At 73.4% G+C, this 19,220-nt stretch carries 17 protein-coding genes; 8 read left to right on the top strand and 9 right to left on the bottom strand.

What is annotated here, in order from left to right:
- Window positions 1-50: 50 nt before the first annotated feature.
- Complete coding sequence (locus GA0070215_RS19160; protein ID WP_091048156.1) at window positions 51-1,910, bottom strand: hypothetical protein; 1,860 nt, start codon at window positions 1,908-1,910, stop codon at window positions 51-53.
- 264 nt (window positions 1,911-2,174) lie between these two features.
- Window positions 2,175-3,650, bottom strand: coding sequence for an aminopeptidase P family protein (locus GA0070215_RS19155; protein WP_091048150.1), 1,476 nt, complete (start codon window positions 3,648-3,650; stop codon window positions 2,175-2,177).
- 113 nt (window positions 3,651-3,763) lie between these two features.
- Here GA0070215_RS19155 and asnB point away from each other — a divergent pair, with 113 nt between their 5' ends.
- Window positions 3,764-5,725 (top strand): asparagine synthase (glutamine-hydrolyzing), encoded by a 1,962-nt coding sequence (gene asnB, locus GA0070215_RS19150; RefSeq protein WP_036346821.1) that lies wholly within the window; start codon window positions 3,764-3,766, stop codon window positions 5,723-5,725.
- Between the two features lie 63 nt (window positions 5,726-5,788).
- Here asnB and GA0070215_RS19145 read toward each other — a convergent pair whose 3' ends face one another.
- Window positions 5,789-6,910, bottom strand: coding sequence for a lytic polysaccharide monooxygenase auxiliary activity family 9 protein (locus GA0070215_RS19145; RefSeq protein ID WP_091048147.1), 1,122 nt, complete (start codon window positions 6,908-6,910; stop codon window positions 5,789-5,791).
- 330 nt (window positions 6,911-7,240) lie between these two features.
- On the opposite strand from GA0070215_RS19145, the gene GA0070215_RS19140 reads away from it, so the two are divergent.
- A complete protein-coding gene (locus GA0070215_RS19140) occupies window positions 7,241-8,221 on the top strand; it encodes a carbohydrate kinase family protein (RefSeq protein ID WP_091048143.1) in 981 nt (326 codons plus the stop codon).
- Window positions 8,222-8,267: 46 nt separating this feature from the next.
- Here the strand turns inward: GA0070215_RS19140 and GA0070215_RS19135 are convergent, their stop codons facing one another.
- Window positions 8,268-9,494, bottom strand: coding sequence for a multidrug effflux MFS transporter (locus GA0070215_RS19135; protein WP_091048139.1), 1,227 nt, complete (start codon window positions 9,492-9,494; stop codon window positions 8,268-8,270).
- 82 nt (window positions 9,495-9,576) lie between these two features.
- Between GA0070215_RS19135 and GA0070215_RS19130 the strand changes: the two genes are divergently transcribed.
- Both GA0070215_RS19130 and GA0070215_RS19125 read left to right on the top strand, forming a co-directional pair.
- On the top strand, window positions 9,577-10,083 hold the full coding sequence (locus GA0070215_RS19130; RefSeq protein ID WP_091048136.1) for a MarR family winged helix-turn-helix transcriptional regulator: 507 nt from the start codon (window positions 9,577-9,579) through the stop codon (window positions 10,081-10,083).
- 7 nt (window positions 10,084-10,090) lie between these two features.
- Complete coding sequence (locus GA0070215_RS19125; protein ID WP_091048132.1) at window positions 10,091-10,993, top strand: aminoglycoside phosphotransferase family protein; 903 nt, start codon at window positions 10,091-10,093, stop codon at window positions 10,991-10,993.
- Between the two features lie 13 nt (window positions 10,994-11,006).
- Here the strand turns inward: GA0070215_RS19125 and GA0070215_RS19120 are convergent, their stop codons facing one another.
- Complete coding sequence (locus GA0070215_RS19120) at window positions 11,007-11,834, bottom strand: MBL fold metallo-hydrolase (protein WP_091048128.1); 828 nt, start codon at window positions 11,832-11,834, stop codon at window positions 11,007-11,009.
- Window positions 11,831-12,235 (bottom strand): thioesterase family protein, encoded by a 405-nt coding sequence (locus GA0070215_RS19115; RefSeq protein ID WP_018788374.1) that lies wholly within the window; start codon window positions 12,233-12,235, stop codon window positions 11,831-11,833. The genes GA0070215_RS19120 and GA0070215_RS19115 overlap by 4 nt, the downstream gene beginning before the upstream one ends.
- Before the next feature lie 100 nt (window positions 12,236-12,335).
- Between GA0070215_RS19115 and GA0070215_RS19110 the strand changes: the two genes are divergently transcribed.
- Complete coding sequence (locus tag GA0070215_RS19110) at window positions 12,336-13,406, top strand: phosphatase PAP2 family protein (protein WP_091048124.1); 1,071 nt, start codon at window positions 12,336-12,338, stop codon at window positions 13,404-13,406.
- 98 nt (window positions 13,407-13,504) lie between these two features.
- On the opposite strand, the gene GA0070215_RS19105 is transcribed toward GA0070215_RS19110, so the two are convergent.
- The 3 genes from GA0070215_RS19105 to GA0070215_RS19095 form a co-directional block, all read right to left on the bottom strand.
- Window positions 13,505-14,935 (bottom strand): PH domain-containing protein, encoded by a 1,431-nt coding sequence (locus GA0070215_RS19105; RefSeq protein WP_377468061.1) that lies wholly within the window; start codon window positions 14,933-14,935, stop codon window positions 13,505-13,507.
- Between the two features lie 206 nt (window positions 14,936-15,141).
- Entirely contained in the window at window positions 15,142-15,669 is a 528-nt protein-coding gene (locus GA0070215_RS19100) for a PH domain-containing protein (protein ID WP_018788371.1), read from the bottom strand.
- A 73-nt stretch (window positions 15,670-15,742) separates the two neighbouring features.
- Window positions 15,743-15,952 (bottom strand): hypothetical protein, encoded by a 210-nt coding sequence (locus GA0070215_RS19095; protein ID WP_018788370.1) that lies wholly within the window; start codon window positions 15,950-15,952, stop codon window positions 15,743-15,745.
- A gap of 254 nt (window positions 15,953-16,206) precedes the next feature.
- On the opposite strand from GA0070215_RS19095, the gene GA0070215_RS19090 reads away from it, so the two are divergent.
- From GA0070215_RS19090 to GA0070215_RS19080, 3 genes are read left to right on the top strand one after another with little or no spacing between them, the layout of a single operon-like run.
- Window positions 16,207-17,310, top strand: coding sequence for an AAA family ATPase (locus GA0070215_RS19090; protein WP_018788369.1), 1,104 nt, complete (start codon window positions 16,207-16,209; stop codon window positions 17,308-17,310).
- Window positions 17,289-18,236, top strand: a complete 948-nt coding sequence (locus tag GA0070215_RS19085; RefSeq protein WP_018788368.1) for a DUF58 domain-containing protein — start codon at window positions 17,289-17,291, stop codon at window positions 18,234-18,236. Before GA0070215_RS19090 ends, GA0070215_RS19085 begins: the two co-directional genes overlap by 22 nt.
- The gene (locus GA0070215_RS19080; protein ID WP_018788367.1) at window positions 18,233-19,183 is read left to right on the top strand and encodes a VWA domain-containing protein; all 951 of its coding nucleotides are present in this window, start codon (window positions 18,233-18,235) and stop codon (window positions 19,181-19,183) included. The genes GA0070215_RS19085 and GA0070215_RS19080 overlap by 4 nt, the downstream gene beginning before the upstream one ends.
- Window positions 19,184-19,220: the final 37 nt, after the last annotated feature.

The following is a 19,220-nucleotide window of genomic DNA, read 5'->3' as shown; positions in this document are numbered from 1 at the left end:
CTGCCACGTCTCGTGGCAGGGGGCCGGTCGCGTACCGGTGGCCCGTCAGGTCAGTTGAAGCAGTCCTCGACGGTGTTGGCGCAGTTGGTGGGGTCGTTGTTGCTGATGAGGGACTTGTCGTCGAGCTTGACGCGTCCTTCGTTGTTGAGGACGCCGCCGGCGACCCGGTGGAGCTTGCTGGAGTCGGTGGCGGTGTTCTTGGTGACGTGGGTCTTGGTCAGGGTGATCTTCGCCTTGTTGTTGAAGATGCCGCCGCCGTTGAGGGCGGTGTTGCCCTTGACCAGGGTGTCGCGGATGGTGAGGGTGGCGTTGTGGTCCTCGTCGCGTTCGCGGGGGACGAAGCCGTCCTCGATCTTGACGAGCCACTCGCCGTTGTAGATGCCGCCGCCGAAGCGGTTGGCGGTGTTGTCGACGATCTTGCTGTCGGAGATCGTGGCGCTGGCGTGCTCCTTGTTGCTCGGGTAGCCCCAGTGCTTGCCGCCGGTGACCACGACACCGCCGCCGTCGCCGTCGGCGTGGTTCTTGGCGACGTACACCTTGTCCAGGTCGAGGTCGGTGTTCTCGGCGTAGACGCCGCCACCGTTCTCGCCGGCGGTGTTGCCCGTGATCGCGGTGAAGGAGACCGTGACGGTGCCTCCGCTGCTGAACAGACCGCCGCCGTTCTTGCCGGCGCGGTTGTCCGACAGGCTGGACTTCACGCCGTCCTTGCCGTGGTCGGAACCGTAGATCTCGACGATGCCGGCGTCGTGGTGCTTGCCCTTCTTGTCGTTCCCCTTCGGCGCGGCGGAGGGCGCCGGGCCGTGCCCGCGGGACAGGCCGCTGCCGTTGGCGATGCCGCCGCCGTTGCCGGCCGCGGTGTTGTCGTCGACGTGGGTCTTCTCGACCTTGAGGATGCCCTCGTTGTAGACGCCGCCGCCGTCGCCCTGGGCGTGGTTGCTGACGACCTTGCTCTCCTTGAGCCAGGTGCGGCCGTAGTTGGCGATCGCGCCGCCGTCGCCCTCGGCGCTGTTGTCGACGAGCTTGACGTGGTCCAGGTAGGCGCTGCCGCCGCGCTCGACGAGCAGCGCGCCGCCGTCACCTTCGGCCCGCTTGTCGTCGTCCTTGCCGCCGTTCATGCCGTCGGCCACCGGTGTGGCCGCAGCTGCCGTGGTGGCGGTGGTCGCCGCGGCCGGGGCCGCGACAGCCGGGGCGGCGGCCGGCGGCTGGCCGGTGCCGTTGCCCGGGGCGGGCGGCTGGCCGTTGCCGGGTGCCGGGGTGGGGCCGCCGTACTTGAACTCGTTGGCGTTGCCACCGGAGATGGTGAGGTCTTTGAGGGTGAGGTCGCCGCCGTCGACGACGCGGAAGATGCGGAAGGTGTCTTCGGCGTCGCGCTTGATGGTGGAGTGGTTGCCCTTGATGGTGACGTCCTGCTTGATCTCGGGCAGGGCGGAGCCGAACTTGCGGTCCTTGACGCCGAGTTCGTAGGTGCAGTTCTCGGCGAGCTTCAGGGTGCCGCCGTGGTCGCGGTTGGCCAGTTCGAGGGCGTCGAGCAGGGCGTCGTCGTCGCAGGGGACCTCGTGGGTCTTGCCGTGGTCGTCCTTGCCGTCCCTGCCCTTGTCCGGGCCCCACTCGCCGCGGTCGCGGCCTTCCTGGCCACGGCCCTTGCCGTCCTTGCCGTAACCGTCCTCGCCCTTGCCGTCCTCGGCGCGGGAGCCGTCACCGGCGTTCTGCGGGGCGGCGGCGTGGTTCTCCGCCACCGGTTCGGTGCCGGACTTGTCGTCGCGGGCGGCGAGACCGCCGAGCGCCGCCAGCCCGACGACGCCGGTCAGCCCGGCCACGCCGGTGGCGACCCAGAGCGCCCGCCGCCTGTTCGTCCGCGGCGGAGGCGCCATCGGTGCGCCGCCGTCGGGTGTCGTTACGTCGTTCGACATGAGAGCCCTTTCGGTTCTTCCCAAACGGGTCGCCTCGCCCCAGGTCGGGCGACCAGCTACAAACCGGTTGTAGCCTCTGAACAGCACCGTATGAGAAGCTTCCTCGCGAGGAAGACGTATCCGAAAAAAGCCCGCATTCCTCCCACGAACGGCGGTCGGTGACCAACAACGTGAGCGGGACGGCAACGGCCCGGACGGCGACAGGCCCCACCACCCGCCGTGCAGGCGCGGTGACGGGGCCCGAAGGGTTCGCGGCCGCAGGGATCAGCCGGGCAGGCGGGGGCCCGCCTCACGCTGCTCGGCCAGCCAGGTCTCCACCTCGGCAGAGGCGCGTGGAAGGCCGGCCGACAGGTTCACCGGGCTGCCGGCGGTGACCAGGATGTCGTCCTCGATCCGCACGCCGACGCCCCGCAGCTCCTCCGGAACCAGCTCGTCCTCCGGCTGGAAGTAGAGCCCCGGCTCGACGGTGAGCACGTACCCCTCGCCGAGCGGCCCCTCGCGGTAGGACTCCTTGCGCGCGTTGGCGCAGTCGTGCACGTCGATGCCGAGCATGTGGCTGGTGCCGTGCAGCGTCCACCGCCGGTAGACGGTGGAGGCCGGGTCCATCGCCTCGTCCACGCTCACCGGCAGCAGCCCGAGATCCTTCAGCGCCTCGGCCAGCACCCGCATCGAGGCCAGATGCACGTCCCGGAACGCCACGCCGGGCCGGCACATCTCGATGCCGGCCTGCTGCGCGGCGTACACCGCGTCGTAGACCTGACGCTGCAACGGCGTAAACCGGCCGTCGACCGGGAACACCCGGGTCACGTCGGCGGTGTAGAGGTTGCGGTTCTCCACGCCCATGTCCATCAGCAGCAGCTCACCCGGACGGGTGGCGCCGTGGTTGTGCACCCAGTGCAGGATCGTGGCGTGCTCGCCGGCCCCGATGATCGAGCCGTAGCCGACGTCGTTGCCGTCGTGCCGGGCGCGCAGCGCGAACACGCCCTCCAGCAGTCGCTCGGAGACCCCGCGGTCGGCCGGCAGCGCCCGCGCCACGTCCTCGAAGCCGCGCACCGTGGCGTCGCACGCCTCCTGGAGCTGCGCGATCTCCCACTCGTCCTTGACCAGCTTCAGCTCGGAGATCGCGATCGCCAGCTCCCGGTCGCGGCCGGGCTGCCCCTCGGTGCGCGCGCCGTCGTACCGGCGCACCGCCGCGTCCACCCGGGCGTCGAAACCGCGCAGCACCCGGGTACGCCCCGGGGCCAGCTCGGCCAGCGCCGCGTCCAGCTCGCTCAGGTCGGCCGTCGGGAGGCCCAGCTCGGTGGACTTCTCCCGCAGCGTCGGCCGGCGGCCCACCCACAGCTCACCGTGGCGGCTGCGGAAGAACTCGTCGGTCGCCCGGGACGACCGGGGCCGCATGAACAGCGTGGCCTCGCCGCCCGGCCGCAGCACGAGGACGCTGTCCGGCTCCAGGTCGCCGGTCAGGTACGCGAAGTCGCTGCCCGGCCGGAACCGGTGGTCGGTGTCGTTGGCGCGTACCTTCTCGTTGCCCGTGGGGATGACCAGCGTCTCGCCCGGGAAGGCCTCGGCCAGCGCGGCCCGCCGCTTGGCGTGGTTGGGCACCTCCGGGCGCGGGGTGACCGGCAGTTCGGTGTCCCGCCAGCCCTGCCGCATGAAGGACAGGAACGCCTCCGGGAAATCCGGGTCGTGCGACTCCGTGCCATCCGCCGCCTTGCCCTGCCGGGTCCGCTCCTCGGCCATGATCCGCCCCTCCCTGAGCCTCGTCGCTGGTCCCGACGGTACCGCGCGCACGACAGCGGGAGGTGCCTGCGGTGCCGCGACGGCGGCTTCCGGCGCGTGGAAAGATGGCGGCCATGTGCGGACTCCTGGCCTTCTTCAGCGCGCGCGGCGACGCCGCCGCCCACCGCGACAACATCGCCGGCGCACTGGAGTGCCTGCACCACCGTGGCCCGGACGAGACAGGGGTCGAGGTGGTCGGCGACGCCTCCGGCCGGTACGCGGACGGCGTGTTCGCGCACAAGCGCCTGGCGATCATCGACGTGGCGCTGAGCCACGAGCCCCTGCCGTACGCGGGCGGGCGTTACCTGCTCACCTTCAACGGCGAGATCTACAACTACATCGAGCTGCGCGAGGAGCTGATCCGCGACCACGGGGCCCAGTTCGCCACCAACGGCGACGGCGAGGTGATCGTCGCCGGCTACCACTACTGGGGTGAGCAGGTGCTCACCAAGTTGCGGGGCATGTTCGCGTTCGTGATCTGGGACCGCCAGGAGCGGCGGGCCTTCGGCGCGCGGGACTACTTCGGCATCAAGCCGCTGCACTACCTGGAGACCCAGGACGGCCTCTACCTCGCCTCGGAGAAGAAGGCGCTGCTGCCGTTCGCCTACTCGGCGTACCAGGGTGACGCGGGCATCGACACCGCCAACCTGAGCCACTACCTGACGCTGCAGTACGTGCCGGAGCCGGGCACGCTGCACAAGGGGATCAGCCGGATCGGCTCGGGGGAGTACCTGACCTGGACCCCGGGCGGCCGGATCGAGGTGCGCCGCTGGTACCGCCCGGTGTTCCGCCCGGCCCCGGTCTCCGACGAGCAGCGGCTCTACCACGACATCCGGGAGACGCTGCGCGAGAGCGTCCGGATGCACATGCGCTCGGACGTGCCGGTCGGCTCGTTCCTGTCCAGCGGCATCGACTCCACCGCGGTGGTGGCGCTGGCCCGCGAGTTCAACCCGAACATCCTCACCTTCACCGTCGGCTACGACGTGCCCGGCTACTCCGAGATCGACGTGGCCCAGGACTCGGCCCGGCACCTCGACGTGACCACCATCCCGACCAAGATCGGGCCGCAGGACATGATCGACGCGCTGCCGAAGATCGTCTGGCATCTGGACGACCCGGTCGCCGACCCGGCCCTGGTGCCGCTCTACTTCGTGGCGAAGAAGGCCGCCGAGCACGTCACCGTGGTGCTCTCCGGCGAGGGCGCGGACGAGTTCTTCGGCGGCTACACGATCTACCGGGAGCCGCTGTCGCTCAACGCGGTCAACAGCCTGCCCGACGGCGTGCAGAAGGGCCTGCGCGCGGTGTCAAAGGCCATCCCGCAGGGCGTCAAGGGCAAGAGTTTCCTGGAGCGCGGCACCACCCCGATCGAGCACCGCTACTACGGCAACGCCCGGATGTTCACCGAGGAGGAGAAGCAGCACCTGCTGCGCCGCTACGACCCCTCGGTGCGCTACACCGACGTGACCGCCCCGATCTACGCCGAGTGCACCGAACTGGACGACGTCACCAAGATGCAGTACGTCGACCTCTACACCTGGCTGCGCGGTGACATCCTGGTGAAGGCCGACCGGATCTCGATGGCGCACTCGCTGGAGGTGCGGGTGCCGTTCCTGGACCGGGAGGTGTTCAACGTCGCCGCCGGCATCCCGGTCGACCTGAAGCTGCCGCCCCGCTCGGAGGCCACCAAGTACGCGATGCGCCAGGCCCTCCAGGGTGTCGTACCGCCGGCCATCGTCAACCGCAAGAAGCTGGGCTTCCCGACCCCGACCCGGGTCTGGCTGCGCGGCGAGATGTACGAGTGGGCGCGGCACGTGCTGGCCACCTCGGGCGCCGGTGACCTGATCGACCTGTCGTACGCGATGCGCCTGCTGGACGAGCACAAGCGGGAGGAGGCCGACCACTCCCGCAAGGTGTGGACCGTGCTGATCTTCTGCATCTGGCACGCCATCTTCGTGGCCAAGACGCTCGACCCGGGCATCCAGCGCAACCAGTCCGCGCTGCTCACCAAGCCGGTCGTCGGGAGCATGGTCCGCTGAGCCGGACGTGACGGGTGAGGGCCCCCGGGGGGGCATCCCCCGGGGGCCCTCCTCACTGCGGGGTCACCTGCCGGTGCAGGTGACAGTGGGCAGGGAGTTGGTTCCGGAGAAGTTCGCGGTGAAGCCGAACGTGGTCCGACCCTCGGGTGGGACGCTGCCGTTGTAGGCGGCGTTGGAGACGCTCACCGACGCCCCGCTGCCGCTCAACGTGCCGTTCCACACCTGGTTGATGGTCTGGCCGCTGGGCCAGGTCCAGTTCGCCGTCCACCCGGAGTACGTCCGGGTGCTGTGGTTCATGATCTCGACCTCGCCCTGGAAGCCGCCCTGCCAGGCGCTGACCACCTTGTACACCGCCATGCAGGCGCCGCTGCCCGGCGGCGGCATGGTCGGGCTGGTCGTCGGCGCGGGCGTGGTCGGTGCCGGGGTGGTCGGCGCGGGCGTGGTCGGCGCCGGGGTGGTCGGGCCGGGGCTGCCGCCCGAGCCGATCCCGGTCACCTCGCCGTTGCCGCCGTCGAACGTCACGTCGGAGCAGCCGAAGAAGTTCTCCTGGCTGTCCGAACGGACCCAGCGCGAGTAGATGATGTGCCGGCCGCTCTTGTTCGACGGCAGGTTGCCGCTGAAGTAGTAGTGGCCGTTGTTGGTACCCACAGCGCCGCGCTGCGGCGGGTTGGTCACCTGCAGGAACGGCTGCTCCTCCAGGTCGCTCCAGGCCAGCGGCCGGTTCGGGCTCCAGCTGTTCTTGGTCACGTAGAAGTAGAACGTGCCCGGGTGGTGGGCCCAGTTGCTGTACCGGAACTCGATCGACCGGCCCGCGGTCAGGTGGGTGACTGGCCAGTCGTTGCGCGCCGCGTCGTACCCGCTGAAGCCGGGGTTGCCGCCGCTGCACAGCTTGCCGTCGGGGATGAACCCGACGGTCCGCCCGCCGGCGTCGGAGCGCAACACGCTGAACCAGTTGTACAGCGAGTTCGCCCCGCTCGTGGCCACCGCCGACGAGCAGGCGGGGTTGTTCGGCCGGATCTCACCGGTTCCGGTGAGGCCGTCCTTCCAGCACAGGTAGGTGCGGGCGCCCGGCGTCATGGCCGCGCCGTGCGCGGCCGCCGGTCCGGAGTTGGTGGCCAGGGCGAACGCGCCCAGGGCCAGGGTGGCGGCCGCGGTGAGCAACGCGGCCGTACGGGTTCGGTGCACGGGATCTCCTGACTCGCGGAGCGTGGCCGGTCCGGCCCGCCCCGCTTCGACGAGCGGATGCGACGATCGCGGTGCCCGCGCCCGGTCGGCGTGCGGCCGGGGCCGTCGGCGGGCGCGCACCGCCTGCGGTCCGTTGCCACGGACCGTGGATGCCCTCGCGTCGGCTCGACCCGGCGGCCGGCGACGCGGCAGCCCCCGCGTCGTCACCCGGCACCGCCATCCCACCACGTCCGGCCGCCCGTCGCAATAGGTGCTGCTCGATGTCTGGGTCGAGGCGCGCCGCCACCCGGCATGCGCCAGGATCGAGGGAGGACGACGAGGGGAGCCAGGATGGGTTACGCGGTGGTGCTCGGCGAGGCACTGGTGGACCTGCTCGACGCCGAGCACGACGGGGAACCCGTCTACCGGCAGGCGATCGGCGGCGGCCCGCTCAACGTGGCGGTGGCGACCGCCCGGCTCGGCGGGGACGCGCGGTTCGTCGGGTCGCTCGGCGACGACGCGCTGGCCGGACGGATCCGCGCGTTCCTCACCGGCGCGGGTGTGGACGTCAGCGGGACGGTGACGGTGCCGGCGCCCACAGCGCTCGCCGTGGCGACGTTCGCCGGCCCGGAGCCGGACTTCCGCTTCTACGGCGAGCCCCGCTCGTACGCGCTGCTCGGCCCGGACGATCTGGACGTGGCGCTTGTCGAGGGCGCTGACGTGCTCTACTGCGGGTCGATAGTGCTGCTCGACCCGCCGGTGCTGGCCGCCGCCCGCCGCGCCTGGTCGATCGCGGGCGCGCTGCGGGTGTTCGACCCGAACGTGCGGCCCCGCCTGCTCACCGCGCCGGGCGCGCTGGACGGGCTGCGGGCGGTGGTCGCCGAGTTCGCCGCCGCCGCGCACCTGGTCAAGCTCAGCGCCGCCGACGCGCGGCTGCTCTACCCGGACGAGCCGGTCGAGGGCGTCGCCGCGTACCTGCGGGAGCTGGGCGCGAGCACCGTCGTGGTCACGCTCGGCGCGGACGGTGCCCTGGTCGCCGCCGCCGACGACGTGGTACGCGTACCCGCGCCCAAGGTGGACGCGGTGGACGCCACTGGCGCGGGCGACTCGGTCATGGGCGCGCTGATCGCCGAGCTGCTGGCCGCCGGTGAGCCCACCGACCCGGCCGGCTGGCAGGAGCGGGTCGCGTTCGCGCTGCGGGTGGCGGCGGTGGTGTGCGAGTCACCGGGCGGCGCCACCGCCATGCCCACCCGCACCGCTGTCGAAACCCGCTTCGCGGGGAAGGAAGGGCCCCTTCTTAACGCCTCCGGTAGAGCAGGGGCCCCTTTATAACACCCGGCCCTGACGCGGGCGGGCGGGCTCATACGCGCGGGCGGGCTCACGCGCGCGGGCGGGCCAGCGTCAGGACGGCGGTCAGCGACAGGAAGGCGGCGCCGGCCAGGACCACCGCCATCGGCAGCGCGCTGCCCTCCCCGCCGAGCCCGACCAGCGGCGCGGCCAGCGCGCCGACCACCGACTGGAGGCCGCCCATCAGCGCGGCGGCGGTGCCCGCGTGCCGGGCGTGCGCGTCCAGCGCCAGCGCGGTGCTGTTGGGCATCACCATGCCGAGCGAGCCGACGAAGGCGAACAGCGCCACCGCCGTCACGGCCAGGCTGCCGGCCAGCGCGCCGGTCAGCACGCCGACCGCCGTGACCAGGCCGGCCACGAGTGTGGTGACCAGCAGCCGGCGTGGCGTGGACCGGTCGAGCAGCCGGGCGTTGGCCTGCCCGACCGCGACCAGGGCGAGCGCGTTGACGCCGAAGATGACGCTGAACACCGCCGCGGAGACGCCGAAGACGTCCTGGAACACGAACGACGACCCGGAGATGTACGCGAACAGTCCGGCGAACGCGAAGCCCTGCGTCAGCGCGTACCCGAGGTAGACCCGGTCGGCGAGCAGCGACCGCATGGTCCGGACGGTGGCGCCCAGGCCGCCGGTGCTGCGGCGCTGCGGCGGCAGGGTCTCCGGCAGGCGCAGCGCGACCGCGACGGCGAGCACCACCCCGATGACGGCGAGCGTCACGAAGACGGCCCGCCACGAGCCGAACCGGAGCACCAGGCTGCCCACGCTCGGCGCCGCCACCGGCGCCACCCCGAAGACCAGGGTGAGCCGGGAGAAGTACTTCGCGGCGTCCCGTCCGGAGTAGAGGTCGCGGACCACCGCGCGGGCGACCACCACGCCCATGCCGCCGGCGACGCCCTGGGCGAACCGCACGGCGGCCAGCAGCGGGGCGTTCGGCGCCGCGGCGCACGCCAGCGCCAGCACCGTGTACGCGACCACGCCGACCAGCGCCGGACGGCGGCGCCCCCAGCGGTCGCTGAGCGGACCGGTGACGAGCTGACCCAGGGCGAGTCCGATCAGGCAGGTGGTCAGCGAGAGCTGGATGCCGGCCTGGTCGGCGCCGAGGTCGCGGGTCATGGCCGGGAACGCGGGCAGGTACATGTCCAGCGACAGCGGGCCGATCGCGGTGAGCGTGCCGAGTAGCACCAGCAGTGTCACGCCGCCGGTGGACGCGGTGGCGCGGTCGGCGGCCGGGCGCGCGGCGGTCGGCGCGGCGTTGCTCACGAGTGGGTACCCCCTGGATCCGGTGCGTCCGGGTACCTTACATCTGTAGTCAGAACTGTTGCGATGTGAGGCGGGTGGCCCCGTGGCGACGAACGAGCAGGTCGCGCGCGTCGGAGCGGTCGTGGGGGAGCTGCACCGCCTCCTGCGCCGCCGGACCGGTGCGCGCGTCGGACGAGACCCGCTGCCCGAGGCGCAGGTGGAGGTGCTCCTGCTGGTGCGGGAGACACCGGGGATCAGCGGCAAGGAGGTGGCCCGGCGCCTCTGCACCGCCCCCAACACGGTGAGCACACTGGTCCGCGACCTCACCGACGCCGGGCTCCTGGCCCGGGACCGCGACCCCGGCGACCGCCGCGTGCTGCGGCTGCGCGTGACCGACGCCGCCCGGGCGCGGATGGCCGACTACGAGACCAACCGTGCCGCGCTGCTCGACGAGGCACTGACCGAGCTGGACCCGGCCGCACGGGCGGCGATCCTGGCCGCCGCCCCGCACCTCGACGCGCTGCTCGGCGCCCTGCGGGCCGCCCGGCCGGAACCGCCCGGGCGGCCCGCCGGAAACCCGGTGGCCGCCGCGGCGTCCCGCCCCGCATGATCACCGGATGGCGTTGCACCAGGACGAGGTACCCGTGGACGAGGAGATCGTCCGGGCGTTGCTGACCGGCCAGCGCCCCGAGTGGGCCGCGCTGCCGCTGACGCCGGCCGGCGCCGGGACCGACAACACGATGTACCGGCTCGGCGACGACCTGCTCGTCCGGCTGCCCCGCACCGCGGAGAAGGCCGGTGCCCTGCGCAAGGAACAGCAGTGGCTGCCCCGGCTCGCGCCGCTGCTGCCGTACCGGGTGCCCGAACCGGTGTACGCCGGCGTCCCGGCCGACGCCTTCCCGCTGCCGTGGTCGGTGCAGCGGTGGATACCGGGCGACGAGGTACGGCCCGGCACGGTCGCGGACTGGGCCGCCCTCGGCGCCGACCTGGCCGTGTTCGTCCGGCGCCTGCACGCGGCCGACCTGCTCGGTGCGACCCGCGCGGGCGCGCTGAACGGGTACCGCGGTGGCAGCCTCCACCCCTGCGACACCTGGATCTCGGCGGCGCTGGAGGACTGCCGGAGGCACATCGGCGACGAGACGGACGTCGACACCCTGGTCCGGCTCTGGCGGGACGCCCTCACCCTGCCCGAACCCGCGGGCCCGCACGTCTGGCTGCACGGCGACCTCAAGCCCACCAACCTGCTCGTGCACGAGGGTCGGCTGTGCGCGGTCATCGACTTCGGCGGCCTGACCGTCGGCCACCCCGACGCCGAACACGCGCCGATCTGGGACCTCCCGCCGCAGGCCCGGCACGCCTACCGGGAGGCGCTCGGTGTGAACGACGTGACCTGGGCGCGGGCCCGTGCCTGGGCGCTCGGCGTGGCGGCCAGCGGCGTCTCGTACTACTGGGACACGTTCCCGGCGTTCGTCGCCGAGTGCCGCAACCGCCTCCGCGAGATCCTGGCCGACCCCGGCTGAGCCCGGCCGCCGGTCAGGCCGTTCCGTCCAGCTCCGCGTAGCCGCGGCGGGCGGCGATCAGGCCCGGCCGGGCGCCGAACGGCGACTCGGCCGCCACCCGCTCCGGCGGTGCGCTGCCGGTGTGCCCGGCGCGGATCAGCCACGCCTGCCGCGCGAGCTGCGCGTGCTGTTCGCGGACGAAGTCCACACCGACCGGCTCGCCGTGACCGGGCACCACCACCGTCGCGGGCGTGGTCATCCGCAGCAGGTCGGCCAGCGCGTCCGGCCACCGCAGGGGGTACGACTCCTCGAACGCCGGTGGCCCGCTCTGCTCCACCAGGTCACCCGCGACCACCACGTCCGCGTCCGGCACGTGCACCACCAGGTCGCTGTCGGTGTGCCCGTGCCCGGGATGGCGCAGCACCACCCGCCGGCCGCCCACGTCGAGCACCGTCTCCTCGCGTACCTCGTGCGTCGGCGCCCGCAGCTCGGTGCGCGCCAGCTCCTCGGCCAGCGCCGGATGCCCGGCGCGCATCTCCTCGTACGCGGCCCGGCGTACCGCGTCGGACCGGTCCCGCAGCGCCGCCGCGGCCTGGGCCTGCGCGTAGATCGCGGTCTCCGGCCCGGCCAGCGTGGCGTTGCCGAAGCAGTGGTCGAAGTGGTGGTGCGTGTTCACGATCGTCCACGGGTACGGCGTGACCGCCCGCGCCGCCTCCGCCAGCTCCCGGGCCTGACCGGCGGTGGAGAGGGTGTCGACGAGCAGCGCCGCGCCGTCACCGACCACCAGCACGACGTTCACCGCGAGCACCGGCTCGCGTCGTACGTGCACCCCGGCGGCGACCTCCGCGAACCCGGCGGTCATGACTGGCGCACGGCCCGCTCGACGAAGCGCTGCCGGTCGACCAGCGCCCGTTCGACGCGACCCTGCGCCGCAACGGTGGGGCCGTCGGTGACTGTGACGTCGAAGACGAGCCGCTTCCCGTCGACCTTCACCAGCTCGGCGTGGGCCGTCACGGTACGCCCCACCGGGGTGGCCGCGCGGTGCTCAAGCTCGACCCGCACGCCGACGGTGGTGGACCCGGACGGCATCCGGGTCGCGGTGGCGGCCACCGTCGCCGCCTCGGCCAGCGCCAGCACCCGGGGGGTGCCGAGCACCGGCACGTCCCCGGAGCCGACCGCCTGCGCGGTGTCGGCGTCGGTCACTGTCAGCTCGACCCGGGCGGTCAGGCCCGGCGCGAAGGGCGGCTCCGGCTGCTCCTGCATGCGGCCGAGCCTAGTGCAGCCGGCCCGCGGCCGTCCGGCGTCCGGGCCGCCACCGCCCGCCCGCATGCCCGCTGGTTGCCCGCCGTTAACCTTGTCCGCGATGGCCGAGCAGACACAATCTCCGACCCCCGCCCCCGCCGCGACCACCGAGTCGCCCGACGGCGGGCGCCGCCGTGTGATCGCGATGACCGTGTGGGGTGTCGCGTTCGTCGTCGCGTGGCTCGCCATCGGGCTGCCCACCGACCCGGCGTACGCGTTCCTGTGGATCTGGGCCGGCACGATCGCGTGGAACTCGGCCCGCCCGTGGCGCAGCCACCTGCGGTTCGCCCGGGACTGGATCCCGGTGGTGCTGCTGCTCGCCGCGTACAACCTGTCCCGGGGGTTCGCCGACAACGGCGCCACCCCGCACGCGATGGAACTGATCGTCGCCGACCGCTTCCTCACCGGCTGGCTCACCGGCGGCGAGGTGCCGACGATCTGGCTCCAGGAGCGCCTGTACGACCCGGCCGAGGTGCGCTGGTGGGACGTGCTGGTGAGCTGGATCTACTTCTCGCACTTCGTGGCGACGTTCGCCGCCGCGGCCGTGCTGTGGATGCGTAACCGCCGGCGCTGGATCGCGTACATGGCCCGCTGGGGCTTCCTGTGCGCGGCCGGACTGGTCACCTACTTCGCCTACCCGGCCGCGCCGCCGTGGTGGGCGGCGCAGAACGGCCTGCTGACCGAGGTCGCGCGGATCTCCACCCGGGGCTGGAAGGAAGTCGGCATGCACGGCGCGGGCAACCTGCTCAACGCCGGGCAGATCGCCTCCAACCCGGTGGCCGCGATGCCGTCGCTGCACACCGCGTTCGCGCTGTTCGTGGTGCTGTTCTTCATGCGGTCGGCACGTAAGCGCTGGTGGCCGCTGATGCTCTCGTATCCGCTGGCCATGACGTTCACGCTGATGTACAGCGGCGAGCACTACCTGATCGACGTGCTGGTCGGCTGGGCGTACGTGGGCATGACGTTCCTGGTGGTCGGCCTGGCCGAGCGCTGGTGGGCGGCGCGGCAGGCCCGGCGGCCCGGCGAGCCCGCCGTCGCGGCCGGCGCCCCGCCCGCCGACGGCGACACCGCCGGCGACACCCCGGACCGGGCGGCCGGCGACCGGGAGGCGGTGCCCGCCGAGCGCCGGTAGCACCCGGCACGGTCCACCGATTCCCGGCGGACCGTGCCGTCACCGTCACCACGGCCGTGTTCCGGCCTGGCCCGACCTGCCCCGGTTCGGTCCGGCGGTCAGCTGTCGTCGTCGGTCCGGCGTGCGGCCCGCGACCGCTCGGTCAGCTCCGCGGCCAGCTCCCACGCGTCGGCCAGGTCCCGGTGGACGGCCGCCGCCCCGGCCCCACCGGCGGTGTCCGCGTGCACGGTGGCCAGCCGCAGCAGTCGTTGCACCGGACCGCGGGTGACGCGCACGCTCTGGATCCGGGCGTACGGCACCAGCGTCACCTGCCTGGTCAGCAGCCCGGACCGGGCCACGAAGACCTGCTCGTCGAGACCGGCACCGACGACCTTGCGGCTCAGCGGGCGCAGCCACCGGGCCCGGGACGGGGGCGCAGTGGCGGGCAGCGCGTCCAGCCGTACGCCGGGCAGCACCTCCGCCACGACCAGCACGCCGGTCTCCGCGTCGCCGACCGGTAGCAGCCGGTCCGGGCGGTTGCGGTCCTCGACCTCACCGGCCGAGTAGCCGGCAACCTCCAGCCGCAGCCGCAGCCACCCCTTCATCCGCCACAGCAGCGGCCAGGTCGCCCGTACGGTCTGCACCCGGTGCAGCGGCACGGTCTGCATCCGCGTCTCCAGCAGCCCGTTGTGCACGCGCAGCGTGCCGTCGTCCCGGTCGAGCCGGAAGCTCCAGTCGTCGAGCACGCGACGGATCGGTTGCAGAACCACGCCGGCCATCGCGGTGAGCGTGCTGGCCACCGCGATGAACGACCACGAGCCCTCGGACAGGAACTGTGCGCCGACGAACACCAGGCCGACCGGCAGCAGGAACGCCTGCGGCGTGAGCAACTGGCTGACCAGCAGGTCCTGGTTGCGCACGGCGTGCACCCGGCGACCTTCCGGCACGGGCGCGGCCGGCGCGCCGGGCTCGGCCGACGGAGCCGGCCCCGGGGCGCAACGACCGGCGACCGCGAGCAGCCGCTGCCGCAGCGCGGTGGCCTCGGCCACGCTGAGGTAGGCCAGCGGCGCCTCGGTCTTGCCCCCGCCGACCACCTCCAGCCGCAGCTCGGCCAGGCCGGTGAGCTGGGCCAGCAGGGGCCGGACCACCTCCACCGCCTGCAACCGCTCCAGCGGGATGGCCCGGGTGCGCCGCCACAGCAGGCCCTCGTACACGCGCAGCTCGCGGCCCACCAGGTGGTAGCCGGTGTTCCACCAGCTCACCACCGACAGCACGGTGGCGCCGAGCACGAAGACCGTGACCAGCACCGCGAACCAGCCGAACCCGACCCGCGACAGCGTCGACCAGGAGAGCCCGGCGATCACCACGACCAGCGACTTCGCGCCGTGCAGCGCCGGGCTGAGCGGATGCAGCCGCTGCCGGGGTTCCGCACCACCGGGGGGTGGCCCGGCCGCCGGACCCCACGGACCCGGGTACGGCGGCAGCGGCGCGGGCCACGGCCCGGGCGCCGCGTCGGGGCCGGGCGGCGGCCCGTATCCGGGTGCCGGCACGTATCCGAGCGGGCCGGGGACGGGCGGCGCGGCGGGCGGGCCGTAACCCGGCGCCGGCGGCCACGGATGCCCGTTCGCCGGCTGCCCCGGTCCGGGCTGTCCCGGTCCGGGCTGCCCCTGAACCGGTGACTGTTCCGGAGCAGGAGACTGCGCCGGGCCGGGCCGGTCCTCGGAGGGCGGCGGGGCGCCGGAGTCGCTCCGATCGCTCACAGGCCCTCCGCCCGGTCCTCGCCCAGCGCGGTCAGCCGGTCGCGCAGCCGGGACGCCTCGGCCGGACGCAGCCCCGGCACACGGGCGTCACTCGCGGCGGCCGCCGTGTGCAGCTGCACGGTCGCGAGGTCGAAGGCGCGCTCCAGCGGACCCGCGCTCACGTCGACGAACTGCATCCGCGAGTACGGCACGATGGACAGCCGCCGCACCAGCAGGCCGTGCCGCACGAGCAGGTCGTCGTCGCGCTCGGCGTACCCCCAGGCGCGGACCGCCCGCACGATGGTGATCGCCCGCCAGACGCCCAGCAGCAGCGCCCCGCCCACGGCGGCGCCGAGCAGCCAGTGCCCGGCCAGCGCCCAGGCCACGCCGAGCACCACGAGCGCCACCGCCAGCCCGATGCCGAGCCGGATCAGCTCCACCCAGATCAGGTCACGGGAGATCGGCTGCCAGCGGACCGTGTCGGGCCAGGGCTCCAACGCGCTGCGCGAGGCGGGCGGGAGGCCGGCGGGGCCGTCACCGCTCACCGGGAGGACCCGCCGTGCTCGCCGCCGGTACGGGCTCGGTTCGTCTGCTCGCTCACGCTTCGAGCGTAGGCGATCAGGGAAGCGGGACCACCTCGCGGAGGAAGCCGCGTGCGTCGAGGAAGTCACCGAGCGAGCCGCGGTGGTCCGGGCAGGCCAGCCAGGTCTTGCGCCGGTCGGGCGCGTGCAGGCGGGGATTGTGCCAGCGGAGCTGGTACGCGGCGGGTGCGCGACACCCCCGCGCCGAGCAGATCAGCGTCTCGTCCGGGGTGGTGGGAGTCGTCACCGGGGCGAGTCTAGAGGCCGCACGCCGGGAGTTTTAGCGCCGGGCGGCCACGGGGGGAGCCGCCCGGCGACGGGGTGAATCGTACACACCGCGTACCCCTTGTTGTCCACCCGTGTTCAGCGTTTCCTGCGCGGCGGAACGGCGTGGCCGGACGGCGCGGCGAAAATCGTGCCTCTCCCACCCTCGGCTCTCAGCAAGGCATGACAGTCTTGATACGCACCACGCCGCGACGACGACCCTGCTGTGGAGGACCGGTGGCCCAGCCGACCACACCCGACGTGCCGAACCCGACCGAGGTGGCGCCGGACGCACCGCCCCCGGTGGGCACCACCCCGGCACAGGACGCCACGCTGCTGGAGCGGGCGCTGTTCGAGACCAAGCGGGTGATCGTCGGCCAGGACCGGATGGTCGAGCGGATGTTCGTCGCGCTGCTGGCGCGCGGTCACTGCCTGCTGGAGGGCGTCCCGGGCGTGGCCAAGACGCTGGCCGTGGAGACCCTGGCCCGCGTCGTCGGCGGCTCGTTCGCCCGGGTCCAGTTCACCCCCGACCTGGTGCCCGCAGACATCATGGGCACCCGGATCTACCGGCAGTCCAGCGAGAAGTTCGACGTCGAGCTGGGCCCGGTCTTCGTCAACTTCCTGCTCGCCGACGAGATCAACCGCGCGCCGGCCAAGGTGCAGTCGGCGCTGCTGGAGGTGATGAGCGAGCGGCAGGTCTCCATCGGCGGCGAGAGTCACCGGGTACCGGACCCGTTCCTGGTCATGGCGACCCAGAACCCGATCGAGCAGGAGGGCGTCTACCCGCTGCCGGAGGCGCAGCGGGACCGGTTCCTCATGAAGATCGTCGTGGGCTACCCGACCGACGCCGAGGAGCGCGAGATCGTCTACCGGATGGGTGTGGCCCCGCCCGAGCCGGCCCGGGTGTTCGACACCCCGGACCTGGTCGCCCTCCAGCACAAGGCCGACCAGGTGTTCGTGCACAACGCGCTCGTCGACTACGCGGTCCGGCTGGTGCTCGCCACCCGGGCGCCGGCCGAGCACGGCATGCCCGACGTCGCCCAGCTCATCCAGTACGGGGCCAGCCCGCGCGCGTCGCTCGGCCTGGTCCGGGCCACCCGCGCGCTGGCGCTGCTACGCGGCCGGGACTACGCGCTGCCGCAGGACGTGCAGGACATCGCGCCGGACATCCTGCGCCACCGGCTGGTGCTCAGCTACGACGCGCTCGCCGACGACGTACCGGCCGACCACATCGTGCACCGGGTGATGTCGACCATCCCGCTGCCCGCCGTCGCGCCCCGCCAGCAGGCCACCCCACCCCCGGCGGTCCCGCACAACGGATGGCCCGGGCAGCGGCCGTGATCCCGCCCGCCCCGCTCAGCGCCGCCGGCGACCGCTCGGGGGCGGTGCTGGCCCGGCTCCAGCTCATGGTCACCCGCAAGCTGGACGGGCTGCTGCAGGGCGACTACGCCGGGCTGCTGCCCGGACCGGGCAGCGAGGCGGGGGAGTCCCGGGAGTACCGGCCCGGCGACGACGTACGCCGGATGGACTGGCCGGTCACCGCCCGCACCACGATGCCGCACGTGCGGCGTACCGTGGCCGACCGCGAACTGGAGACCTGGCTGGCCGTCGACATGTCGGCCAGCCTGGACTTCGGCTCCGGACGGTGGCTCAAGCGGGACGTGGCGGTCGCCGCGGTCGCCGCGCTGGCCCACCTGACCGTGCGGGGCGGCAACCGGATCGGCGCGGTCGTCGGCACCGGCGGGCCGGGGACGATGCTGCGGCTGCCCGCCCGCTCCGGCCGCAAGGAGGCCCAGGGGCTGCTGCGGGCGGTCGCCGGCGCCGAGATCCGGCCCGGCCGCAGCGACCTCGGCGCGCTCGTCGACATGCTCAACCGGCCGCCCCGGCGGCGCGGCGTGGCGGTGGTGATCTCCGACTTCCTCGCGCCGCCGCAGCAGTGGGGCCGGCCGCTGCGTAAGCTGCGGGTCCGCCACGACGTGCTGGCCGTCGAGGTGGTCGATCCGCGGGAACTGGAACTGCCCGACGTGGGGGTGCTGCCGGTGGTCGACCCGGAGAGCGGTGAACTGCACGAGGTGCAGACCGCCGACCCGGGCCTGCGCCGCCGGTACGCCGAGGCGGCGGCCGCCCAGCGTGGTGCGATCGCCGCCGAGCTGCGCGCCGCGGGCGCGGCCCACCTGCGCCTGCGTACCGACCGAGACTGGCTGCTGGACATGGTGCGTTTCGTCGCCGCGCAGCGGCACGCCCGCACCAGAGGGACGACTCGATGATCCGTTTTCTGCAACCGTGGTGGCTGCTCGCCGTGCTGCCGGTGCTCGCTCTCGCCGCCGCGTACGTCTGGCGGCAACTGCACCGCCGGCAGTACGCGCTGCGGTTCACGAACGTCGACCTGCTGCGTACCGTCGCGCCGAAGGGACTGGGCTGGCGGCGGCACATCGCGGCCACCGCGTTCCTGCTCTGCCTGCTGGTGCTGGCGACCGGGCTGGCCCGGCCGGCGATCGACACCCGGGAGCCGCTGGAACGGGCCACCGTGATGCTCGCCATCGACGTGTCGTTGTCGATGCAGGCCGACGACGTGTCACCGAACCGCCTGGAGGCGGCGCAGGAGGCGGCCAAGCAGTTCGTCGGCGAGCTGCCGGAGAGCTACAACCTGGGGCTCGTCTCGTTCGCCAAGGCGGCGAACGTGCTGGTGTCGCCGACCAAGGACCGGGCCGCCGTCACCACAGCGATCGACGGTCTGGTGCTGGCCGAGGCGACCGCCACCGGCGAGGCGGTCTTCACCTGCCTGGAGGCGATCCGCTCGGTGCCGGCCGACGGTGCTGCCGGTATCCCGCCGGCCCGGATCGTGCTGCTGTCCGACGGCTACCGCACGTCGGGCCGCTCGGTGGAGGAGGCAGCCGCGGCGGCGCAGGCGGCGAACGTGCCGGTGTCCACCATCGCGTTCGGCACCGACTCGGGGCAGGTGGACATCGGCGGGCAGCTCCAGCGGGTGCCGGTGGACCGCACCGCGCTGTCCCAGCTCGCGGAGACCACCCAGGGCTTCTTCTACGAGGCCGCGTCGGCCAGCGAGCTGAAGCAGGTCTACCAGGACATGGGCAGCTCGATCGGCTACCGCACCGAGCCGCGTGAGATCACCCAGTGGTACGCGGGGATCGCGCTGCTGCTGGCGCTGTGCGCGGGCGCGCTGAGTCTGCTCTGGACGTCCCGGCTGGTCTGAGCCGGAACCGGCCGGCGGTGGTCAGTGACCGCCGCCG

This window comes from Micromonospora marina (assembly GCF_900091565.1).
GTDB classification, from domain to species: Bacteria; Actinomycetota; Actinomycetes; order Mycobacteriales; family Micromonosporaceae; genus Micromonospora; species Micromonospora marina.
This window is presented reverse-complemented; position numbering and strand designations above follow the sequence as displayed.